The 16,696-nt window shown below is 60.3% G+C and carries 15 protein-coding genes, 1 tRNA gene and 2 pseudogenes; 8 read left to right on the forward strand and 10 right to left on the reverse strand.

Annotated elements, in window-relative coordinates:
- Positions 1–10: 10 nt before the first annotated feature.
- Both NL528_RS02360 and obgE read right to left on the reverse strand, forming a co-directional pair.
- Positions 11–379: a VOC family protein gene (locus tag NL528_RS02360; RefSeq protein WP_074271894.1), complete on the reverse strand. Its 369-nt coding sequence runs from the start codon at positions 377–379 to the stop codon at positions 11–13.
- An 87-nt stretch (positions 380–466) separates the two neighbouring features.
- Positions 467–1,519 (reverse strand): GTPase ObgE, encoded by a 1,053-nt coding sequence (obgE, locus tag NL528_RS02365; protein ID WP_309181135.1) that lies wholly within the window; start codon positions 1,517–1,519, stop codon positions 467–469.
- Positions 1,520–1,685: 166 nt separating this feature from the next.
- On the opposite strand from obgE, the gene NL528_RS02370 reads away from it, so the two are divergent.
- Positions 1,686–2,681 carry an ABC transporter substrate-binding protein gene (locus tag NL528_RS02370; protein ID WP_309181136.1) on the forward strand — a complete coding sequence of 332 codons (996 nt, stop codon included), beginning with the start codon at positions 1,686–1,688 and terminating at the stop codon, positions 2,679–2,681.
- A 126-nt stretch (positions 2,682–2,807) separates the two neighbouring features.
- Here the strand turns inward: NL528_RS02370 and NL528_RS02375 are convergent, their stop codons facing one another.
- Positions 2,808–3,287, reverse strand: coding sequence for a MaoC family dehydratase (locus tag NL528_RS02375; protein WP_309181137.1), 480 nt, complete (start codon positions 3,285–3,287; stop codon positions 2,808–2,810).
- Between the two features lie 212 nt (positions 3,288–3,499).
- On the opposite strand from NL528_RS02375, the gene NL528_RS02380 reads away from it, so the two are divergent.
- Complete coding sequence (locus NL528_RS02380; protein WP_309181138.1) at positions 3,500–4,414, forward strand: DMT family transporter; 915 nt, start codon at positions 3,500–3,502, stop codon at positions 4,412–4,414.
- A 165-nt stretch (positions 4,415–4,579) separates the two neighbouring features.
- Here NL528_RS02380 and NL528_RS02385 read toward each other — a convergent pair whose 3' ends face one another.
- The 3 genes from NL528_RS02385 to rplU all read right to left on the reverse strand — a co-directional run bounded on the left by NL528_RS02385 (position 4,580) and on the right by rplU (position 6,176).
- Positions 4,580–5,176 (reverse strand): GNAT family N-acetyltransferase, encoded by a 597-nt coding sequence (locus NL528_RS02385; RefSeq protein WP_309181139.1) that lies wholly within the window; start codon positions 5,174–5,176, stop codon positions 4,580–4,582.
- Between the two features lie 170 nt (positions 5,177–5,346).
- On the reverse strand, positions 5,347–5,616 hold the full coding sequence (gene rpmA, locus NL528_RS02390; RefSeq protein WP_074271888.1) for a 50S ribosomal protein L27: 270 nt from the start codon (positions 5,614–5,616) through the stop codon (positions 5,347–5,349).
- 92 nt (positions 5,617–5,708) lie between these two features.
- Positions 5,709–6,176 carry a 50S ribosomal protein L21 gene (gene rplU, locus NL528_RS02395; protein WP_309181140.1) on the reverse strand — a complete coding sequence of 156 codons (468 nt, stop codon included), beginning with the start codon at positions 6,174–6,176 and terminating at the stop codon, positions 5,709–5,711.
- 365 nt (positions 6,177–6,541) lie between these two features.
- Here rplU and NL528_RS02400 point away from each other — a divergent pair, with 365 nt between their 5' ends.
- Positions 6,542–7,654 (forward strand): ROK family protein, encoded by a 1,113-nt coding sequence (locus NL528_RS02400; RefSeq protein WP_309181141.1) that lies wholly within the window; start codon positions 6,542–6,544, stop codon positions 7,652–7,654.
- 306 nt (positions 7,655–7,960) lie between these two features.
- On the opposite strand, the pseudogene NL528_RS02405 reads toward NL528_RS02400, so the two are convergent.
- Positions 7,961–8,823: pseudogene (locus NL528_RS02405) on the reverse strand (alpha/beta fold hydrolase).
- 124 nt (positions 8,824–8,947) lie between these two features.
- On the opposite strand from NL528_RS02405, the gene NL528_RS02410 reads away from it, so the two are divergent.
- Positions 8,948–9,037 (forward strand) — tRNA-Ser (locus tag NL528_RS02410).
- A 73-nt stretch (positions 9,038–9,110) separates the two neighbouring features.
- Positions 9,111–9,365, forward strand: coding sequence for a GIY-YIG nuclease family protein (locus NL528_RS02415; protein ID WP_309181143.1), 255 nt, complete (start codon positions 9,111–9,113; stop codon positions 9,363–9,365).
- Here the strand turns inward: NL528_RS02415 and NL528_RS02420 are convergent.
- Positions 9,355–10,206, reverse strand: a pseudogene (locus NL528_RS02420) (ABC transporter substrate-binding protein); the annotation flags it as partial. The gene NL528_RS02415 and the pseudogene NL528_RS02420 overlap by 11 nt on opposite strands.
- A 277-nt stretch (positions 10,207–10,483) precedes the next feature.
- On the opposite strand from NL528_RS02420, the gene NL528_RS02425 reads away from it, so the two are divergent.
- Positions 10,484–11,620, forward strand: a complete 1,137-nt coding sequence (locus NL528_RS02425; RefSeq protein ID WP_309181144.1) for a hypothetical protein — start codon at positions 10,484–10,486, stop codon at positions 11,618–11,620.
- A gap of 7 nt (positions 11,621–11,627) precedes the next feature.
- Complete coding sequence (locus tag NL528_RS02430) at positions 11,628–12,314, forward strand: AAA family ATPase (RefSeq protein WP_309181145.1); 687 nt, start codon at positions 11,628–11,630, stop codon at positions 12,312–12,314.
- A gap of 710 nt (positions 12,315–13,024) precedes the next feature.
- Here the strand turns inward: NL528_RS02430 and NL528_RS02435 are convergent.
- On the reverse strand, positions 13,025–13,567 hold the full coding sequence (locus tag NL528_RS02435; protein ID WP_309181146.1) for a nucleoside 2-deoxyribosyltransferase: 543 nt from the start codon (positions 13,565–13,567) through the stop codon (positions 13,025–13,027).
- A 223-nt stretch (positions 13,568–13,790) separates the two neighbouring features.
- Between NL528_RS02435 and NL528_RS02440 the strand changes: the two genes are divergently transcribed.
- Positions 13,791–15,164: a hypothetical protein gene (locus NL528_RS02440; RefSeq protein WP_309181147.1), complete on the forward strand. Its 1,374-nt coding sequence runs from the start codon at positions 13,791–13,793 to the stop codon at positions 15,162–15,164.
- Between the two features lie 28 nt (positions 15,165–15,192).
- Here the strand turns inward: NL528_RS02440 and NL528_RS02445 are convergent, their stop codons facing one another.
- The gene (locus tag NL528_RS02445) at positions 15,193–16,692 is read right to left on the reverse strand and encodes an MDR family MFS transporter (RefSeq protein WP_309185324.1); all 1,500 of its coding nucleotides are present in this window, start codon (positions 16,690–16,692) and stop codon (positions 15,193–15,195) included.
- Positions 16,693–16,696 lie beyond the last annotated feature (4 nt).

Raw genomic sequence — 16,696 nt, forward strand, 5'->3', positions numbered from 1 at the left:
TGCCGTCGGGTCAGCCCATCACAAAGGCGTTGAGCTTGTTGCCTTCGGGATCACGAAAATAGGCGGCGTAGAAGTTTTCGCTGCGCTGGCCGGGAGGGCCTTCGCAGGTGCCGCCGAGCGACAGAGCGAGCTTGTAGACGCGGTCGACCTGGGCCTTGTCCTTGGCGCCGAACGCCGCCATCACGCCGTTGCCGACCGTCATCGGCTTGCCGTCATAGGGAAGGGCGACGCCGAAACCCGCGCCACCGCCCGGACCGCCCCAGGCGATCAGCCGATCCATGGTCATGAAGCGCCCCATACCCAATTCGCCGCAAATCTTGTCGTAGAATTCGCCGGATTTCTTGAGATCGTTGGTACCAACCGTGACGTAACCGATCATGATTTCCTCCTGGCATTTTTTCGGAAGTGCCAAAGTCTTGCAGCCGAACGTAACACGCGCAAGTCAGCCTTGAGGCAGGCTTCGGCGTCAGCCCTGCGGCGTCGCCGGTGACCACGGGTCCGCCGGGCTGCCCTTGGCCTTGGCCGAGACCGGGGCTTCGCCGATCACCTCGACCAGCGCCCGCAGCGCTTCCCTGACGCCGTCGCCGGTGACGCCCGACATCAGCAGCGGGGTTTTCTTCGCGGCGCGCTTCAGGCGGTCTCTTTGCTTCTTCAGTTCGTCCGGCGTCACGGCGTCGATCTTGTTCAGCGCGACAATCTCGATCTTCTCGGCGAGATGCCCCTCATAGGCGGCGAGCTCGGTGCGGACTGTTTTGTAGGCCTCGCCCGCATGCTCGCAGGTCGCATCGATCAGATGCAGCAGCACACGGCAGCGCTCGACATGGCCCAGGAATCTATCGCCGAGGCCTGCGCCTTCATGCGCGCCCTCGATCAGGCCCGGAATATCCGCCAGCACGAACTCGCGGCCATCGGAATTCACCACGCCAAGCTGCGGATGCAGGGTGGTGAAGGGATAATCGGCGATCTTCGGCTTGGCCGCGCTGACGACGGAGAGGAACGTCGATTTTCCGGCGTTGGGCAGGCCGACGAGGCCGGCATCGGCGATCAATTTCAGCCGCAGCCAGATCCAGCGTTCCTCGCCCTCCTGCCCGGGATTGGCGTTGCGCGGCGCGCGGTTGGTGGAGGATTTGAAATGCGCGTTGCCGAAGCCGCCATTGCCGCCTTCGGCCAGGGTGAATTTTTCGCCGAGCGTGGTGAAGTCGTGGATCAGGGTCTCGCGATCCTCGTCGAATATCTGCGTGCCGACCGGCACCTTGAGCACGATCGGCTTGCCGTTGGCGCCATGGCGGTCGCTGCCCATGCCGTTGGTGCCCTTCTGCGCCTTGAAGTGCTGCTGATAGCGATAGTCGATCAGCGTGTTCAATCCATCGACCACCTCGATGACGACGTCGCCGCCACGGCCGCCATTGCCGCCGGAGGGACCGCCGAACTCGATGAACTTCTCGCGGCGGAACGCCACGCAGCCATTACCGCCATCGCCGGAGCGGATATAGACCTTTGCTTCGTCAAGGAATTTCATGATTTCTACTAGGTAAGGCAGGGGGGCCGGTGCGGCAACCCTCAAGCGGCCCAAGATTGACGAAAAGCCTTAATTTTCGGGCCTTTTTGCGGCTCCCCGACGATATTCGGCGCTGCTTGGTGTGATATAGCTGGCTTGCGCCAAAGGGTGGGCTTTGAGGGGAAGAATGAAGCGGCGGGAATTTATCGGGCTTGCCGTCGGGGCTGTCGCCGCCTGGCCTCAGGCGTTGCGCGCGCAGCAGAAGCCACACCGGATCGCGTTCGCTCATTCCGGCATTCCGGCCGATCACCTGACAGAGAAGGCCGGGCCGTTCTGGGTGCGGCGGTTCTTCGAAACCTTGCGCGGTTTTGGCGATGTCGAGGGAAGCAACCTCGTCGTCGAGCGTTTTTCTGCCGAAGGCCGATCCGAACGCTTTGCGGCACTCGCTGCCGAAGTCGTGAGCCGCAACCCTGATGTCATCGTTTCGAACCTCAACGATCTCGTCAAAGCCTTCATGACGGCCACCACCAAGATACCGATTGTCGTGATCACGGGGGATCCAATTGCAGGTGGGCTGGTGACGAACCTTGCGCGCCCCGGCGGCAACGTCACCGGTGTCAGCATCAATGCAGGTATCGAAATCGAAGCCAAGCGGCTGCAGATCCTGAAGGAGGCAATACCGTCGGTGGCCAGGGTCGTCCATCTGCTGTCAGGGGTTTGGGTGGGTGACGGTGCGAAAGCGCTTGACGAAGCAGGCCAACGTCTGGGCGTAACGGTCACGCGCAATTTGCTGGCGGTGGTCGACGACGCTCAGCTGCAGCGCAGTTTTGCCGATATGGCCCAACAGAAAGTCGATGCCGTGGTCGTTGATGAGGGAGGCAGCTTTTTGGCGCAGCGTACTGCGATCGCCGAGCTGGCGGAGAAATATCGTCTGCCGGTGATCTATCCCTACCGCGACTATGTCGAGCAGGGTGGGCTGATCGCCCTGGCACCCGATCTCGGTGAACTCGCCGAACGCATGGCGAGCGACGTTCATCAGATCCTCAACGGCACCAAGCCGGGCGATATTCCGTTCTATCAGCCCAGCAAATTCCAGATGATCATCAATCTGAAGACCGCCAAGGCGATCGGCCTCGAGATTCCGGCGACGCTGGTTGCGCGTGCCGACGAGGTGATCGAATGAGGCGGCGGGAGTTTCTTGGCGTGCTCGGCGGCGTCGCCTTCTCTTGGCTGTTCGCGGCGCGTGCGTAACCCTCCGCGATGCCGGTGATCGGATTCCGGCACACGGGCTCGCCGATGACGTGATCGGCTAAGCCGGCCGCCGCCGGATCAAAAATTTCTGCGTCCCTTCCAGCACCAGCTCGCGCCGCTGATTGAACACGGTGGAGCGCAAGGTCACCACGCCGGTGCTGCGGCCGGGCACAAGCTCGATCACTTCGAGCGCGGGATAGATCGTGTCGCCGGCATAGACCGGCTTCAAGAACCGGCTCGACTGTTCGAGAAAGCCGACCAGCGATTCTTCCACGATGTAGGGGAACAGGCCTGCGCCCGGCGCGGTGTGGACCAGGGTCTGGAAACCATGTGCCAGCAGGTCGGGCATGCCGCGGCTGCGGCAATATTCGACGTCGTAGTGAATCGGGTGGGTATCGCCGCTTGCGGTCTGGAACGCGGCGAACACGGCCGACGTCTGGGTGCGGCTCGGGATCACGAAACGCTCGCCGAGCACGAAATCTTCGAACCAGCGTTGTTCCGGCACCATACGATGCTGGGCGGGGTCGAAGTCGGTCATGGCCACATTCCTGCGATGTTTCCGAATAGCTGATGTACCGGTATCGCAGAGAAAGCACTGCGACAATTGGTTCAATTCGCCATGCCCGGGCTTGTCCCGGGCATCCACGTCTTTAAAACGTCGCTGCAACAAGACGTGGATGGCCGGAATGCCAGTGCAAAGACGCGCTTCGCGCTTTCGCCCGGCCATAACAGGGAAACGCCGCAATTCTCATGGGTCTCTTCGCAAAGCTTTCCACCTACGACGAGCGTTCCGCGCGGCTTGCCGGCATCGGATTGATGCTGCTGTCGATCTTCATGTTCTCGTTCGGCGATGCGATGGGCAAGTTCATCGTCGCGACCTATTCGGTCGGGCAATTGCTTCTGCTGCGCGCCTGTGCGGCGCTGCTGGTGCTGCTGCCGATGATCTGGAAACAGCGGGCCGAGTTCACGCGCCTCGAACGGCCATGGCTGCAATTGCTGCGGGTGACGCTCTCCACGCTCGAGGTCGCGGCGTTCTTTCTCGCCACCGTCTACCTGCCGCTTGCCGACGTCATCACCTATTATCTGGCCTGTCCGATTTTCGTCACGGCGCTTTCGGGCATTGTGCTGGGGGAGCGCATCGGCTGGCGGCGCTGGACTGCGATCCTGATCGGGTTCTGCGGCGTGTTGATCGCGCTGCGGCCGTCGGCGCAGACCGTGAGCTGGCCGGCGATGATCGCGCTCGGCGGCAGCACCTCGTTCGCGGTGCTGATGCTGATCACGCGCTCGCTGCGGGCGACGCCGGACATCGTGCTGGCCTCGTCGCAGTTCGCAGGCACGTTCCTGCTCGGTGCGATCATGTCGCCATTCGGCTGGGTTACGCCGAGCGCCGGCAGTCTCGGGCTGTTTGCCGCGGCGGGGATTATCTCGGTCGCCGCGTTATTATGCGTCAATCGCTCGCTGAAACTGGCGCCGGCCAGCGTGGTGGTGCCGTACCAATATTCGATGATCGTGTGGGCGGTGATCTTTGGCTTCGTCGTGTTCGGCGATGTGCCGTCGGTGGCGACGATCGTCGGCGCCGCCATCATCATCGGCGCCGGGCTCTACATCTTTCTGCGCGAGCAGAAGTTGGGGCGCGAGGACGCGATGGCGAGTCCGCCGGTGTAATTGACGCGAACCAAAATGCGGCCGTCTTCCCGGCCTTGAGCCGGGACCCATAGCCACCGATGTCAATTTTGAGAAGGTTGGAGCAACAGTTCAGGGTAACAACAGGCGACCGGGATTATGGGTCCCCGCTTTCGCGGGGACGACACTCGTTGTTGTGGCACGAGCCTACCGCGCTCGCCGCGTCGAACTGCCCCAGTTCTTCAGCGACGACCAGACGCTGCGCGAGAGCCGGAAGCAATCGACCGGGGTCGACGATCCCAGCGCCTCGAAGCGGTGCAGCTCGACGCCGCTCCACTGGAAGCCGCATTTCTCCAAAATGTTGCGCGACGACGGATTGGCGACACGGGCGCCCGAGATCAGGTGGTCGCAATCAAATTCCTCGAAAAAGAAATCGATCACGGCGCGTGCGGCCTCGGTGCCAAAGCCCTGGCCCCAATAGTCGACGCCGAGCCAATAGCCGAGTTCCGGCGCATCCGGGTCGCGGCGGTCGATGCCGACCATGCCGATCGGCACATGATTGTTTTCGATCAGGAATACCGTCTCGCACCGATCCTCGACGGTCGCGCGCACGAATTCGACGGCGTGGTCCTGGGAATAGGGGTGTGGCAGGCGGCGGGTGTTTTCCGCAATGCGGCGATCATTGGCGAGACGCACAATCGCTTTTACGTCCGCGAGCGTCGGCCGGCGCAACGTCAGCCGTTCGGTCTCGAGGACGCAGGCTCTCGCCTCGCGCAAGGTCGGTGTCGGGATGTCCTGCAGCATGTCGGGCTCCTGGGATGCGAAAACAATACGCAACGCTTGGGACTCGTTGCGCGCGGTTCCCTCACAGGAATTCGCGCAACGAAAAGGGGAGGCCGGTTTCCCGCCTCCCCTTGGAGCCTTCTCGAGCTCGCCGGTTCAACAGGACCCGGCGGACTCAATTTGTCCACCGTCTATTCGGCCGCCTCCGTCATCGGAACCACCGATACGAAAGTGCGACCATTGGCTTTAGCGCGGAACTCGACATGACCTTCAACCTTGGCGAACAGAGTATGGTCGGTGCCCATGCCGACATTAAGGCCGGGATGCCAGGTGGTGCCGCGCTGACGCGCGATAATGTTGCCGGGAATCACGCGCTCACCGCCATAGGCCTTGATGCCCAGGCGCTTGCCCGCTGAATCGCGTCCGTTTCGCGATGAACCGCCTGCTTTTTTATGAGCCATAGCCCGTCTCCAACTTCGCTCTGATCTCTAGATCAATTCCTTGACGGAATCATTTCACTTTTTGTCACGTTTCAATTTTTGATCCGTGACGATCACTTCCTGGCGGCGGCCTTCTTGGCCGGAGCCTTCCTCGCCACGGTCTTCCTGGCGGGCGCCTTTTTCTTTGCGGCCGGGGCCTCGTCGTCGCCCTCGGCGGGCGCTGCAACAATCTTTTCCTTCTTCGGACGCGGGCCGATCGAAGGCTTTGCGTTATCGGCCAGGATCTCGGTGATGCGAAGCACCGTGATCTCGTCGCGATAGCCACGCTTGCGGCGCGAATTCTTGCGGCGGCGCTTCTTGAACGCGATTACCTTGGGGCCGCGCTTGTGCTGCAGCACTTCGGCCGCAACCGAGGCGCCGGCCACGGTGGGAGCGCCCAGCACCGGCGTATCGGCGCCGAGCAGGAGAACTTCGCCAAGCTGCACGATCGTACCGACATCGCCGGCGATCTTGCCTATCTCGAGCACATCATCCGGAACGACGCGGTATTGCCGGCCGCCGGTTTTGATGACTGCGAACATCGTTTTATTCCTTCGTGTTCGATCCCGGCCTCGGACAGGTCCGGGCCGGCTTTTTGGTCAGTCGTTTTGGGTTCAATTTCCGCGCGATCAGGGAGCGATCCCGTGAAATTGCGCAAAAACAAACAGCGCGAGAAAAATCCCGCGCCGGATTGCGGGGACTTATAGCCGCTGAGCGTCCGGAGTCAAGGCAAAGGAGCCCAAAAAACCGCCAAATATGAGGGATTTGCGGCCAAAAGGGCGAATTGGGAGTGGCGAATGGCGAATGGGGAGGGCCATTCGCCACGCGTCATTCGCCACTCGCCGCCCCATGAAACCAATGGGTTGCCCGTCCGTTGTACCCCAAATTCCGGCTGGGCAAGGGCAAAATGGCTGACGAAATCGCAACGACCACGGGCATCGCCCGCCATGGCGGGTCCCGGTTGCCTTCGGTGGACGTGGACAGCTTCAATATCGAGTTGAAAGACGACGAAGGCTTTGTCGGCGACCGCGCCAGCAAGGGCGCATTTCGCGCGATTTTCGACAAATGGCGGAAGCCGCTGCGCGAGTCAGACAAGGACCCGTTCGGTGACGAGCCGTCTGACGAGATCAGCAAGAAGAAGCTCGACGCCATCCTGGTCGGTGACGATCTCGAGGCGTCCGCCGTCCTGCACAGCGCGATCGAGGAGTTTGCGCAGGAACTGGCCTATGTGACGCGAAAATTCCTCAAGACCAAGGCGTGGGACAAGACCGAGCGCATTGTGGTCGGCGGCGGGTTTCGCGACAGCCGGTTGGGCGAACTCGCGATCGCGCGCACCCAGATCATCCTCAAGGACGAAAACCTCAAGGTCGATCTGGTGCCGATCCGCCTTCATCCCGACGAGGCCGGCCTGATCGGCACGCTGCATCTGGCGCCGTCCTGGATCTTCGAGGCCCATGACAGCATTCTGGCGGTCGATATCGGCGGCACCAATATCCGCTGCGGCGTGTTGGAGACGCGCTGGAAGAAGGCGCCCGACCTTTCCAAGGCCGCGGTGTGGAAATCCGAACTCTGGCGCCACGCCGACGATGAGCCGACGCGCGAGGGCGCGGTGAAACGGCTGGTCAAGATGCTGAAGGATCTGATCGCGGCGGCCGAGGCCGAAGGGTTGAAACTCGCGCCGTTCATCGGCATCGCCTGTCCCGGCGTCATCAACGAGGACGGATCGATCGCGAAAGGCGCGCAGAACCTGCCGGGCAATTGGGAGAGCAGCAAGTTCAATTTGCCGGCGAGCCTGGTGGAAGCGATTCCGCGGATCGGCGATCACGACACTGCGGTGCTGATGCACAATGACGGCGTAGCCCAGGGTCTTTCGGAAGTGCCCTTCATGCAGGACGTCGAGCGCTGGGGCGTGCTGACCATCGGCACCGGATTGGGCAACGCACGCTATACCAACCGCAGAAAAGAAAACGGCAAGGACAAGGACGACAAGAAGACCAAGGAAAAGAAGACGAAGGATTAAAATAGTTACGTTGCCGCGAATCTTCTTTCAGCAGGTCGTTTCAGCGCGCGTGAGCGCGTACTGAATATCCCGGGATTCTCCGGTGCGCGATTGCCAAATCCCACGGGAAAACACGGGGGAAATTGTTCCCGCGAGCCCCGGTAACCTTGACTGGTTAGGTTAAGATCGAGATCGCATTGCCGATTCCGCGCGCGTTGCTAACGTCATTTTGTCGCTCCGGCTGACCGGCGAAGCCGCACTTCCCGGCCAGAATTTCAAAGAAGCGGCACGGGGCCGCCAGTGTTTTGTCGCGTCTGGCGGTCCCACCTATTTCCAATCGATGCGCTCAAAATACGCCGCGATCTCCTCGCTCGCGCGATCGGGATCCTCGCGATGTGGAAAATGCCCGACGCCGGGAAACATCTCGAGATCGAGATTTGCAAACGTCTCGCTCAGCCGATCGGTCCAGGCGTAGGGAAACAGCGGATCGTGCTCGGCCCAGCGGATGCAGGTCGGCGCCGTGATCGGTGGCAATATCGGCGCCTCGCCCTTCATCATCCTGATTCGGCCGGCATGGGCCGCACGGTAATGTGCAAAGCCGCCGGCGAGGTTTCCGGGTTTCAGGAAATTATCGGTGAAGGCTTCCAGCACGTCGTCGAACGCATGCTTGCGGTATGACCATTGCAGCAAGAAATGCCCGATATAAATGCGGCAGTTTTCGCGCGTCGCGCCGATCAAGGCGGGCGCCATCTCCATCTGATGGAACGACTGGTACCAGATGTTATTCAGCCGATCAGGCTCCGCCATCCGTGGCCCGATGCCGGGATAGACGAAATCGAAGAAGAATAATCCGGCGACGCGGTGGGGCGCCTGGCGGGCCAGCGGCTGCATCAGCGCGCCGCCGACGTCGTGCCCGATAATACCGGCCTGCCTCAGGCCGAGCGCGTCCATCAGCGCCAGCATGTCGGCGGCATGCTGGTCGGGTCCAAACGGCCCGTCGGGCTTGTCGCTGTCGCCGAAGCCACGCAGATCAGGCGCAAGAAGCGTGAAGCGGTCGGCAAGCCGCGCCATCACGGGCTCCCAGGTCAGCCAGAATTCGGGCCAGCCATGCAGCAACAGCAGCGGCTTGCCCGTGCCGACCCGCGTGACATGGAACGTCGCGCCGTTGGCCTGAACCTCAAATGCTCCATTTTATGGCTCCTTTTCGCTTCGCCCGGGGCCCTCGGAAATCTTGATTCCGTGCCTTGTCTGGCCAGCCATCCTCGCCTAGAACTCGCCCCGACCGCGGCCGAGGAATCAGCCGCCATGGCGCCTGGAGAGGTGGCAGAGTGGTCGAATGCACCGCACTCGAAATGCGGCATAGGTGCAAGCCTATCGGGGGTTCGAATCCCTCCCTCTCCGCCACCCTTCGCCCTGTCGGGCTTCGGGTGGCAGGCCACCCGAAGCTCCGTCAGGAGCGTAGGGAGACTGTTGGCGCATGTGGTACGTTTATTTCCTCGAACTCAGCAATGGCGACATCTATGTCGGTTCGACCGACGATCTTCGTCGTCGAGTCGCATCGCATCAACAAGGGCATGTCGTTTCCACGCGCAGGTACCTGCCGATAGTTCTTCGCTCGTATGTGGCGGTTGCTGATGAAGCAAGAGCTCGCAGCCTTGAGCGATATTTCAAATCAGGCTCAGGGAAAGCTTTTGCAAAGAAGCGCTTTCTCCCTTCACCGGCTACCCCTTGATAAACTGCCGGTAGTCCGGCTCCCGGTGGAACCAGAATTCGTAGCCGCTGGTGTTCTTCTGCATGGCGACGTCATGGATCGGCTGGTTGAGCGGAATGACCGGAACGTCGCGGATGCACAGCGCGATGAATTCCTTCACGGTGTTTTCGTATTCCGCGGCATCGGTCGTGAAGCGCGCTTTGTCGATCAGCGCGTCCATCGCCTTGTTCTGGCAGGACGAGATGTTGAAGATCGAGTTATTGCCGTGGAAATTCCAGTAGAAATAGTGTTCGGGATAGTCGAGCCAACCGCTGAATCGATTTAGCGCCAGCGGTAGTTCCTTCTTGTTCAGCGTGGTCCGCCAATTGGCGCCTGGAATCTTGTTGATCGCCGCGTTGATGCCGATCTTGGCGAGGCCCTCCTGAACAAACACGACCCTGGGCTCGCCGACCGTCGCCGTGCCGGTGTCGAGCGACAGTGTCGTCTCCAGCCCGGTTTCGAAGCCGGCCTCCTTCATGAGCGCTTTCGCTCTGTCGAGGTCGGTGACATAGTGAAACGGCTGCGGCCACACCGGCTTTGAGACGTCTGCGGGACCGGCATACATCGGAACGGCGCGGCCGAAGAAAGCGCTGCTCTGGATCTGCTCGTAAGGCATCGCGAAGGCGAGCGCTTGGCGCAGTTTGACGTTGTCAAAAGGCGGCATCGCCGTGTTCAGCGCAAGATACCAAAGCGCGTTCGGGATCGGCACGCTCGAAACCTTGACCTTGTCTTCCCTGATGATCTGGTCGAAGTCGCGTGGCGCAAAGCCGCTCGAGAGGTCGGCATCGCCGCGCTCCAGCGTGGTCCGCCGCGTTCCGGCAGAGGAAAGTATCACACCATCGACGATGCGGCCTCGCCGCTTGGCAGCGTCCAGATCATTCGCGATACGTTTGTCGGGTTTCAGCGATATCTGTACGGATGACTGTGTGCGGTGGAAATGTCGGGCGGCCGGTAACGACGATCCTCTTAGGCGTCGGATTCGGAACCCCGCATGAGCCTTCTCAGCTCATCATGCCATTGACACGGCCAACGATTCTTCGCAAATCATCCGAGCTACTAATTGAAGAAACGCGTTCATACGCAACGGCCGTGAGCAATCGGTGACACCGTACAAAGAGTCAATAACGATCCTCCGAGAGAAGCTCCACTCGTTAGTTCATGAGGCCGCGATAGATTTTGATTGTTGTTCCGCCTTCGCAAATGAATGGTCATTCGCCGGAGTAAGTGATGAAAACATGCGCTCGTGGCTGGAGCGCAATTTTCGGGAACGTCCTCCAATACGCGATGACTTCATCTCCGACGTTTGTGGCGACACGGCCTTTTTGCTGATTTCCGTCCTATATCCAGGACTGGAGCAAGATGCGGGGACCACTTCAAACGATTCTCTGTTGAATATTTTGGCATGGGTCTTTTGCTCTGTCCCGGGGTACGATCTGTCCCGCGCAGATGCGAAGAAAAATCTGAATTATCTTCTGGTCGAGTTTCAGAAGATGGCTTCTCAGTCGGATCAGAAGGTGCTGCCGTTTCTCGGAATGACCGACAAAATGCGGCTTCTCTTTACGGTCTCTTCGCTCAGGAGCGGCTATCTGCGGCCTCTCCTATCGATGATAGCAATTTCGTTGGCAATGCTCGATGATCAGGCGCGTGCCAATTGCTACCCATTGCTCCGAAGCTTCGTAGCGTATCTAAGCAAGGAAATAGAAATTTCAGTCGACGATCTTCAAGCCATCGTCGCGGACCTAGCGGGGATGCCCATTAGGCTCCGCTTAGGAGGTTACGCCATTGTCGTTCCTGACGATGAGACGGTGAGCGTCCTACAATCTGCGGTCAGCGTGATTTCGAACCACAAGAAGCTTCAGTCTACCATGCGCGAGTTTCAGCCCGAGGGAGCGGCTTCTCCGCAGGTCGCAAATTTCAACGGCAAAGCCGAAAGTGTTATAGCCAAATTGACGGGCATGATTGGGTTGGAGGCGGTCAAGAAAGAGGTTGTTTCTCTGGCGAACTTCATCAAAGTCCGCCGCCTGCGAGAGGCGGGGGGTCTAAAGCAGCCTCCAATTTCCATGCACCTCGTTTTCTCTGGTAATCCTGGAACAGGGAAAACAACAGTCGCTCGCATGATTGCCGAGCTCTACAAGGAACTTGGCGTGCTGACCAAAGGGCACCTCGTCGAAATAGATAGGCGGCCTCGTTGGAGGCTACGTAGGACATACTGCTCTCAAGACCAAGGAAGTCATTGAGCGGGCTTTGGACGGAGTGCTATTCATCGACGAGGCTTATACGTTAGCAAACGGATACGAATTGGATTTTGGAAAGGAAGCCATCGACACGCTCCTCAAGGATATGGAGGATCATCGCGCGCGTTTGGTCGTTATTGTCGCTGGTTACACAGATAAAATATCTGAGTTCATTGCATCAAATCCCGGTCTCCAGAGTCGGTTTGCGAGACAAATTGAATTTCACGACTATACAGCGGGCGAGATGCTGCAAATATTCGAAAGACTGGCAGCGGCTCACAATTTTGAACTTTCGTCAGACGCAGCGATTACCCTTCGGACCTATCTCGGCACGGTTGAAGGTAACGATGGGTTCGGTAACGGAAGGGGCGTGCGGAATCTGTTTGAAGCCGCGGTGGTTAGTCACGCTAACCGGATTGCACCAATGGAGCTGCCCACTGCGCGTGACTTGACGCTCCTTGATCGCGACGACGTTGTCGGCGCGTTGCCTGCCGCCGCGATTGAGACTTTCCGGGGTGTGCCGGGTTGGTCTGCTGACAACTGTGACGAACTACTTGATCTTGAGAAAGCTGATCGGGTGTTTCACCAAAGGTTTGGCTATGGCGAAGTTCTAGGCGTCGAAGGCTCTAAGGTGATGGTCGATTTTCAAAAAGTAGGTCAGAAGATCGTCCACGGTAGCTTCTTGGAGCGGGCCTAAGGTCTGTGAGGCCGATGGCCGATGCCTGAGCATCTTTGTTTCGAAGGCCCTGGTGGTCGGGCCGCGTCATGCGGTGCCTGCCAAGAGGTGCGCCAACCGTGTGCTCCATCCGAGGCTAGGGCGGAACAGGTGCAGGCTGAGCTGATTGTCAGCACACGCAACTTATGATTTCATGCCCCGCTCGCGTAGCGCTGGGGGGCGGGTTGGCTAGGGGCTTTTGCCGCGAATGCGGTTTGCAGGTAAATTCGGACAACAAATTCTGTCCTCGTTGCGGGGTCGGCTGGCCTATGGCGAGCAATCCTCTCGCTATCCTAAGTCCCCCGACGCCTGAAAGACAGTCTCGCCAGCGGTTCGCTCAGCGAAGAAACTCTAACGAAGGCGTTGTCCCTGGTGTGATCGGTTGCATCTTCGCGGTTCTCGGCATTTTCACTCTCGGAGTGATATTCGTCCCTATTGCGGCAGCTTGTAGCGCGGTCGGTATGTTGCTGGCGTTGGCGGGCGGGAGTGGTTCAGGCTTCGGCGTATCTGCGGTGGCCGCTGCACTGACATTCGCGGGCGCACTGCTTTCCCCGACTGTATGGGCCCTTATGGCAGGTTTTGCGATTTCTCATTAGGTAGTCAGCTTGCTTTGATCTGGGACGCGTTGCGACCAACAAGGTTCAGTCTCTCAATGATAGAAACGCCGCAATCGCGCCTGACGGTGACCCTCGCTATCGCTTCGGCGCGGCGCGCCCTGCCGCCTCCACGGACGCCTCGAACAGATCCAGCGCATCGATGCCGCGCGCCTTGCCGTCTTTGGGAACGAAGATCGGGTAGCCGCCGCTCTGGACCGCACCGACGATCATGAGATTGTCCGGCAGATGGAAGCCTTCGATGCCCAACTCCGCATGCCCCGCGCCAAGTTGCCGCCGCATCCGGGACTCGAAACTCTCCGGAGAGTTCGAATAGCCGAAGATCGGCTTGCCCTTGCCGAGAAACCAGCCGACCTCGATCAAGGTGCCGGCGTCGGCGGACGCGCCGGCGAACGGCGTGAGGTTGGCGATGATGATGTCGCATCGCTCCATCATCGCGAGATCCTTTTCATAAATCGTTTGCCAGACCTCCAGGTGCTTCGCGGCCGTCGCTATGTCCTCATTGAGGGGCGGCAGGCCGCGCAAACCAAATCGCCGGCATATCTCCACCTTCCTCGCGGCGTGCGCGGCCGCGTCGGGAAGAAACACATCGGGCCCGGCCAGATAGGCAATCGCTGTCATGACAAATCTCACAAAACGAATCCGCACGGCCGAGCATAGGCGAAAACCCGGCGGTTCGAAGCACAACGGCGCCCCCGGGCAGCTTCTGCGCCGGATTTCTCGGAAGCCTTTGCGGTGCTTCCAATAATAGGCGTTGGTTGTTGGGATCTTGTCGGCACCCGCGCAAGTTGATATTCCAAAGGTCGCCGCCGCCCGATCGCGGCGCCATCGAGGGAGGAAGAGCATGCTTGCATCTCTTGTTTTCCACGTGAACGAGAACGGCCGATACATTCGCTGTTTCCGAAATCTCCGCCCGCAATATCTCGCAACCGACTTCGCGCTGATGGCTCTGACCGGCGGCCCGGCGATGGCCCAGGGAATTTCGGAGCCGGCGGCGCGTCAGTTGGAGAATAGAACCATCGTGCTGCCCGGCGGTGGTTCGGGCGCGCGTCTGTTCGCGCTGCCTGAGGGATTCCAGCTCAAGACGCTGCAATCGGACGCGGCCAAAGCCGATGCCAATGTGGATTCGGACGGCGACGGGTTGACCGATGCGGAAGAGCTCGCACTCGGCACCGATCCTCACAATCCCGACACCGATGGCGATGGCTTGCCCGACGGATGGGAGGTCCATGGCGTGAACGGCATCGACCTGCGCGCGTTGGGCGCAAGTCCCCTGCACAAGGATCTGTTCGTCGTCATGGACTATATGGAGCGGTCGACCGCGACCAACGGGCTTGGTCCCAACAGTGTGGTCACGGCCGGAATCACCGCTGCGTTCGCGGCCGCTCCGGTTCAAAATCCCGACGGCCGGCCGGGAATCGCCATCCATCTGATGACGGGGAACAAGATCGACTATCAGGACGATCTGATTCCGTTGGCGCAGGCCTTTGCCGCGGTGAAAGCCCGGAGCTTCGACGTCAAGCAGGCACCGGTCTTCCACTACATGATTTGGGCCAACGGCTACGACCAGGGAACATCGAGCGGCAATGCGCTCAACATTCCCAATTCGGATTTCGTTGTCACCCTCGGCAGGTGGAATAATGGTGCCGGAGGTACCAACGATCAGAAAATCGGAACCTTCATCCATGAGCTCGGGCACGATCTGGGCCTCCACCACGGCAGCGTCGATGACGTGAATTACAAACCCAATCACCTCAGCGTCATGAACTATTCCTTTCAGACCATCGGCATCATGCTGAACGGCCGCCGGGTGTTCAGCTACCAGCCGTTCGCGCTTCCCTCGCTGGACGAGAACCGATTGAGCGAGCCGAACGGTCTGGGTCACGACCCGCTGCTGGTGCAATCGACGACGATCTTCTTCGACACCAACGCCGGTTCATTCGTCGAAGTGCCGGCGGGCGGCAGCATCGATTGGAACCGGAGCAACGTTATCGACACTGCGACAGTGTCGGCCGATATCAACAACGACGGCACGCGTACCGTTCTGAGCGCGATACCCAATGAGTGGGGCAGGCTGAATTTCAAGGGTGGCTCGATCGGCAGTCAGACGTCGTTGAGCACGCTCAGCCAATTGAAGGTCGAGGACATCGCGCCGGCGCTGCGGCAGGAACTCGACGAACCAACGCATGTGCGCCTGATGTCGCGCAAGGTGGAATGAGCGAGATCTGACGGACCTCCGGAGCCTCTCAATGCGCTCCGGCGGCGCTTCCTCTTGCCTTGCGCGTCAGCGTAACCGCCATCGCGGCCAGCACCAGAACCACGCCGATCACGGCGAACGTATCGCTAAAACCCATCACCAGGGCCTGATGCTTCACCGCCTTGCCGAGCGCGATGATCGCCTGCTGACGCGCCGCCGCCGGGTCCGGTACGCCGTGGGCCATGAAGAAGTCGGTCGTCTGCGCAATCCGGTTGCGGACCTCTTCGCGGCCGAGCGTGACGGACTGGCCGATGATGTTGGAATGAAACTGCTCGCGTCTGGTGATCACGGTCGCGAGCACCGCAGTGCCGATCGCGCCGCCGAGATTGCGCAGCATGTTGCTGATGCCGGATGCCGCCGCGGCGTCCTGCGGTGCGGTGTCGCCTGTCGTCACCGAGGTCAGCGGGGTCAGCACCATGGCCTGACCGATCGCGCGCACAATGTTGGGGATCCAGAGCTGATCGCCGGAATAGTCGGGCGACATTGCCGTGTTCATGAAGCAGCTATAGGCGAAGATCATCAGCCCGGTGAACGCGATGTAGCGCGCATCGAAGCGCTGCATCAGCTTCGGCACCAGCGGAATCAGGAGCAGCTGCGGCAGACCGGTCCAGGCCAGCACCTCGCCGATCTGTTCGGCATTGTAACCCTGCGCCTGGCCGAGATAGGCCGGCAGGATGTAGACCGACCCGAACAGCGCGAAGCCCAACAGCGTCACGGCGATGGTGCCGAAGCCGAAATTGCGCTGCTTCAGCAGCCGTAGCCGGATCAGCGGTTTTGCCGTCGTAAGTTCGATCCAGATGAACAGCGACAGGCTGACCAGCGCGATTACCGCCAGGCGCTGGATGAAGGGCGAAGCGAACCAGTCGTCCTTGTTGCCTTCCTCGAGCACGGTCTGCAGCGCCGACAAACCGATCGCCATGGTGAAGATACCGGCCCAGTCACCCTCTTTGAGAAGTTTGAGCTGCATCGGCTGCCGCTCCAGCGTCAGATAGAGCGCGCTCACCATGACCGCGGTCGGGATCACGTTGACGAAAAAAATCGTTCGCCAGCCGTAATTTTCGGTGAGATAGCCGCCGATGGTGGGACCGATCGCCGGTGCGAAAGTGACGGACAGCGCGAATACCGCAAGCCCGACCGGTTGCTGTGGTTTTGGCAGCTTGGTCAGCACCAGCGTGAACGCCATCGGGATCAGCACGCCGCCGGCGAAGCCTTGCAGGCCGCGCATCGCAATCATGGAGGGCAGATCGTGGGTGAAGGCGCAGGCGACCGAGAACAGAGCGAACAGCGCGGCGCTGGCGAGCATGTAGCGGCGGAACGAGAACACGCGGCTGAGATAGTCGGTCAGCGGGATCACCACGATCTCGCCGATCAGATACGAGGTCGAGATCCACGAACCATTGTCGACCCCGGTGCCGATGCCGCCCTCGATGTTGAGCAGCGAGGCGTTGGTGATCTGGATGTTCAGGATCGCCATGAACGAACCGATCATGGCG

The organism is Bradyrhizobium sp. Ash2021 (assembly GCF_031202265.1).
Lineage (GTDB): Bacteria > Pseudomonadota > Alphaproteobacteria > Rhizobiales > Xanthobacteraceae > Bradyrhizobium.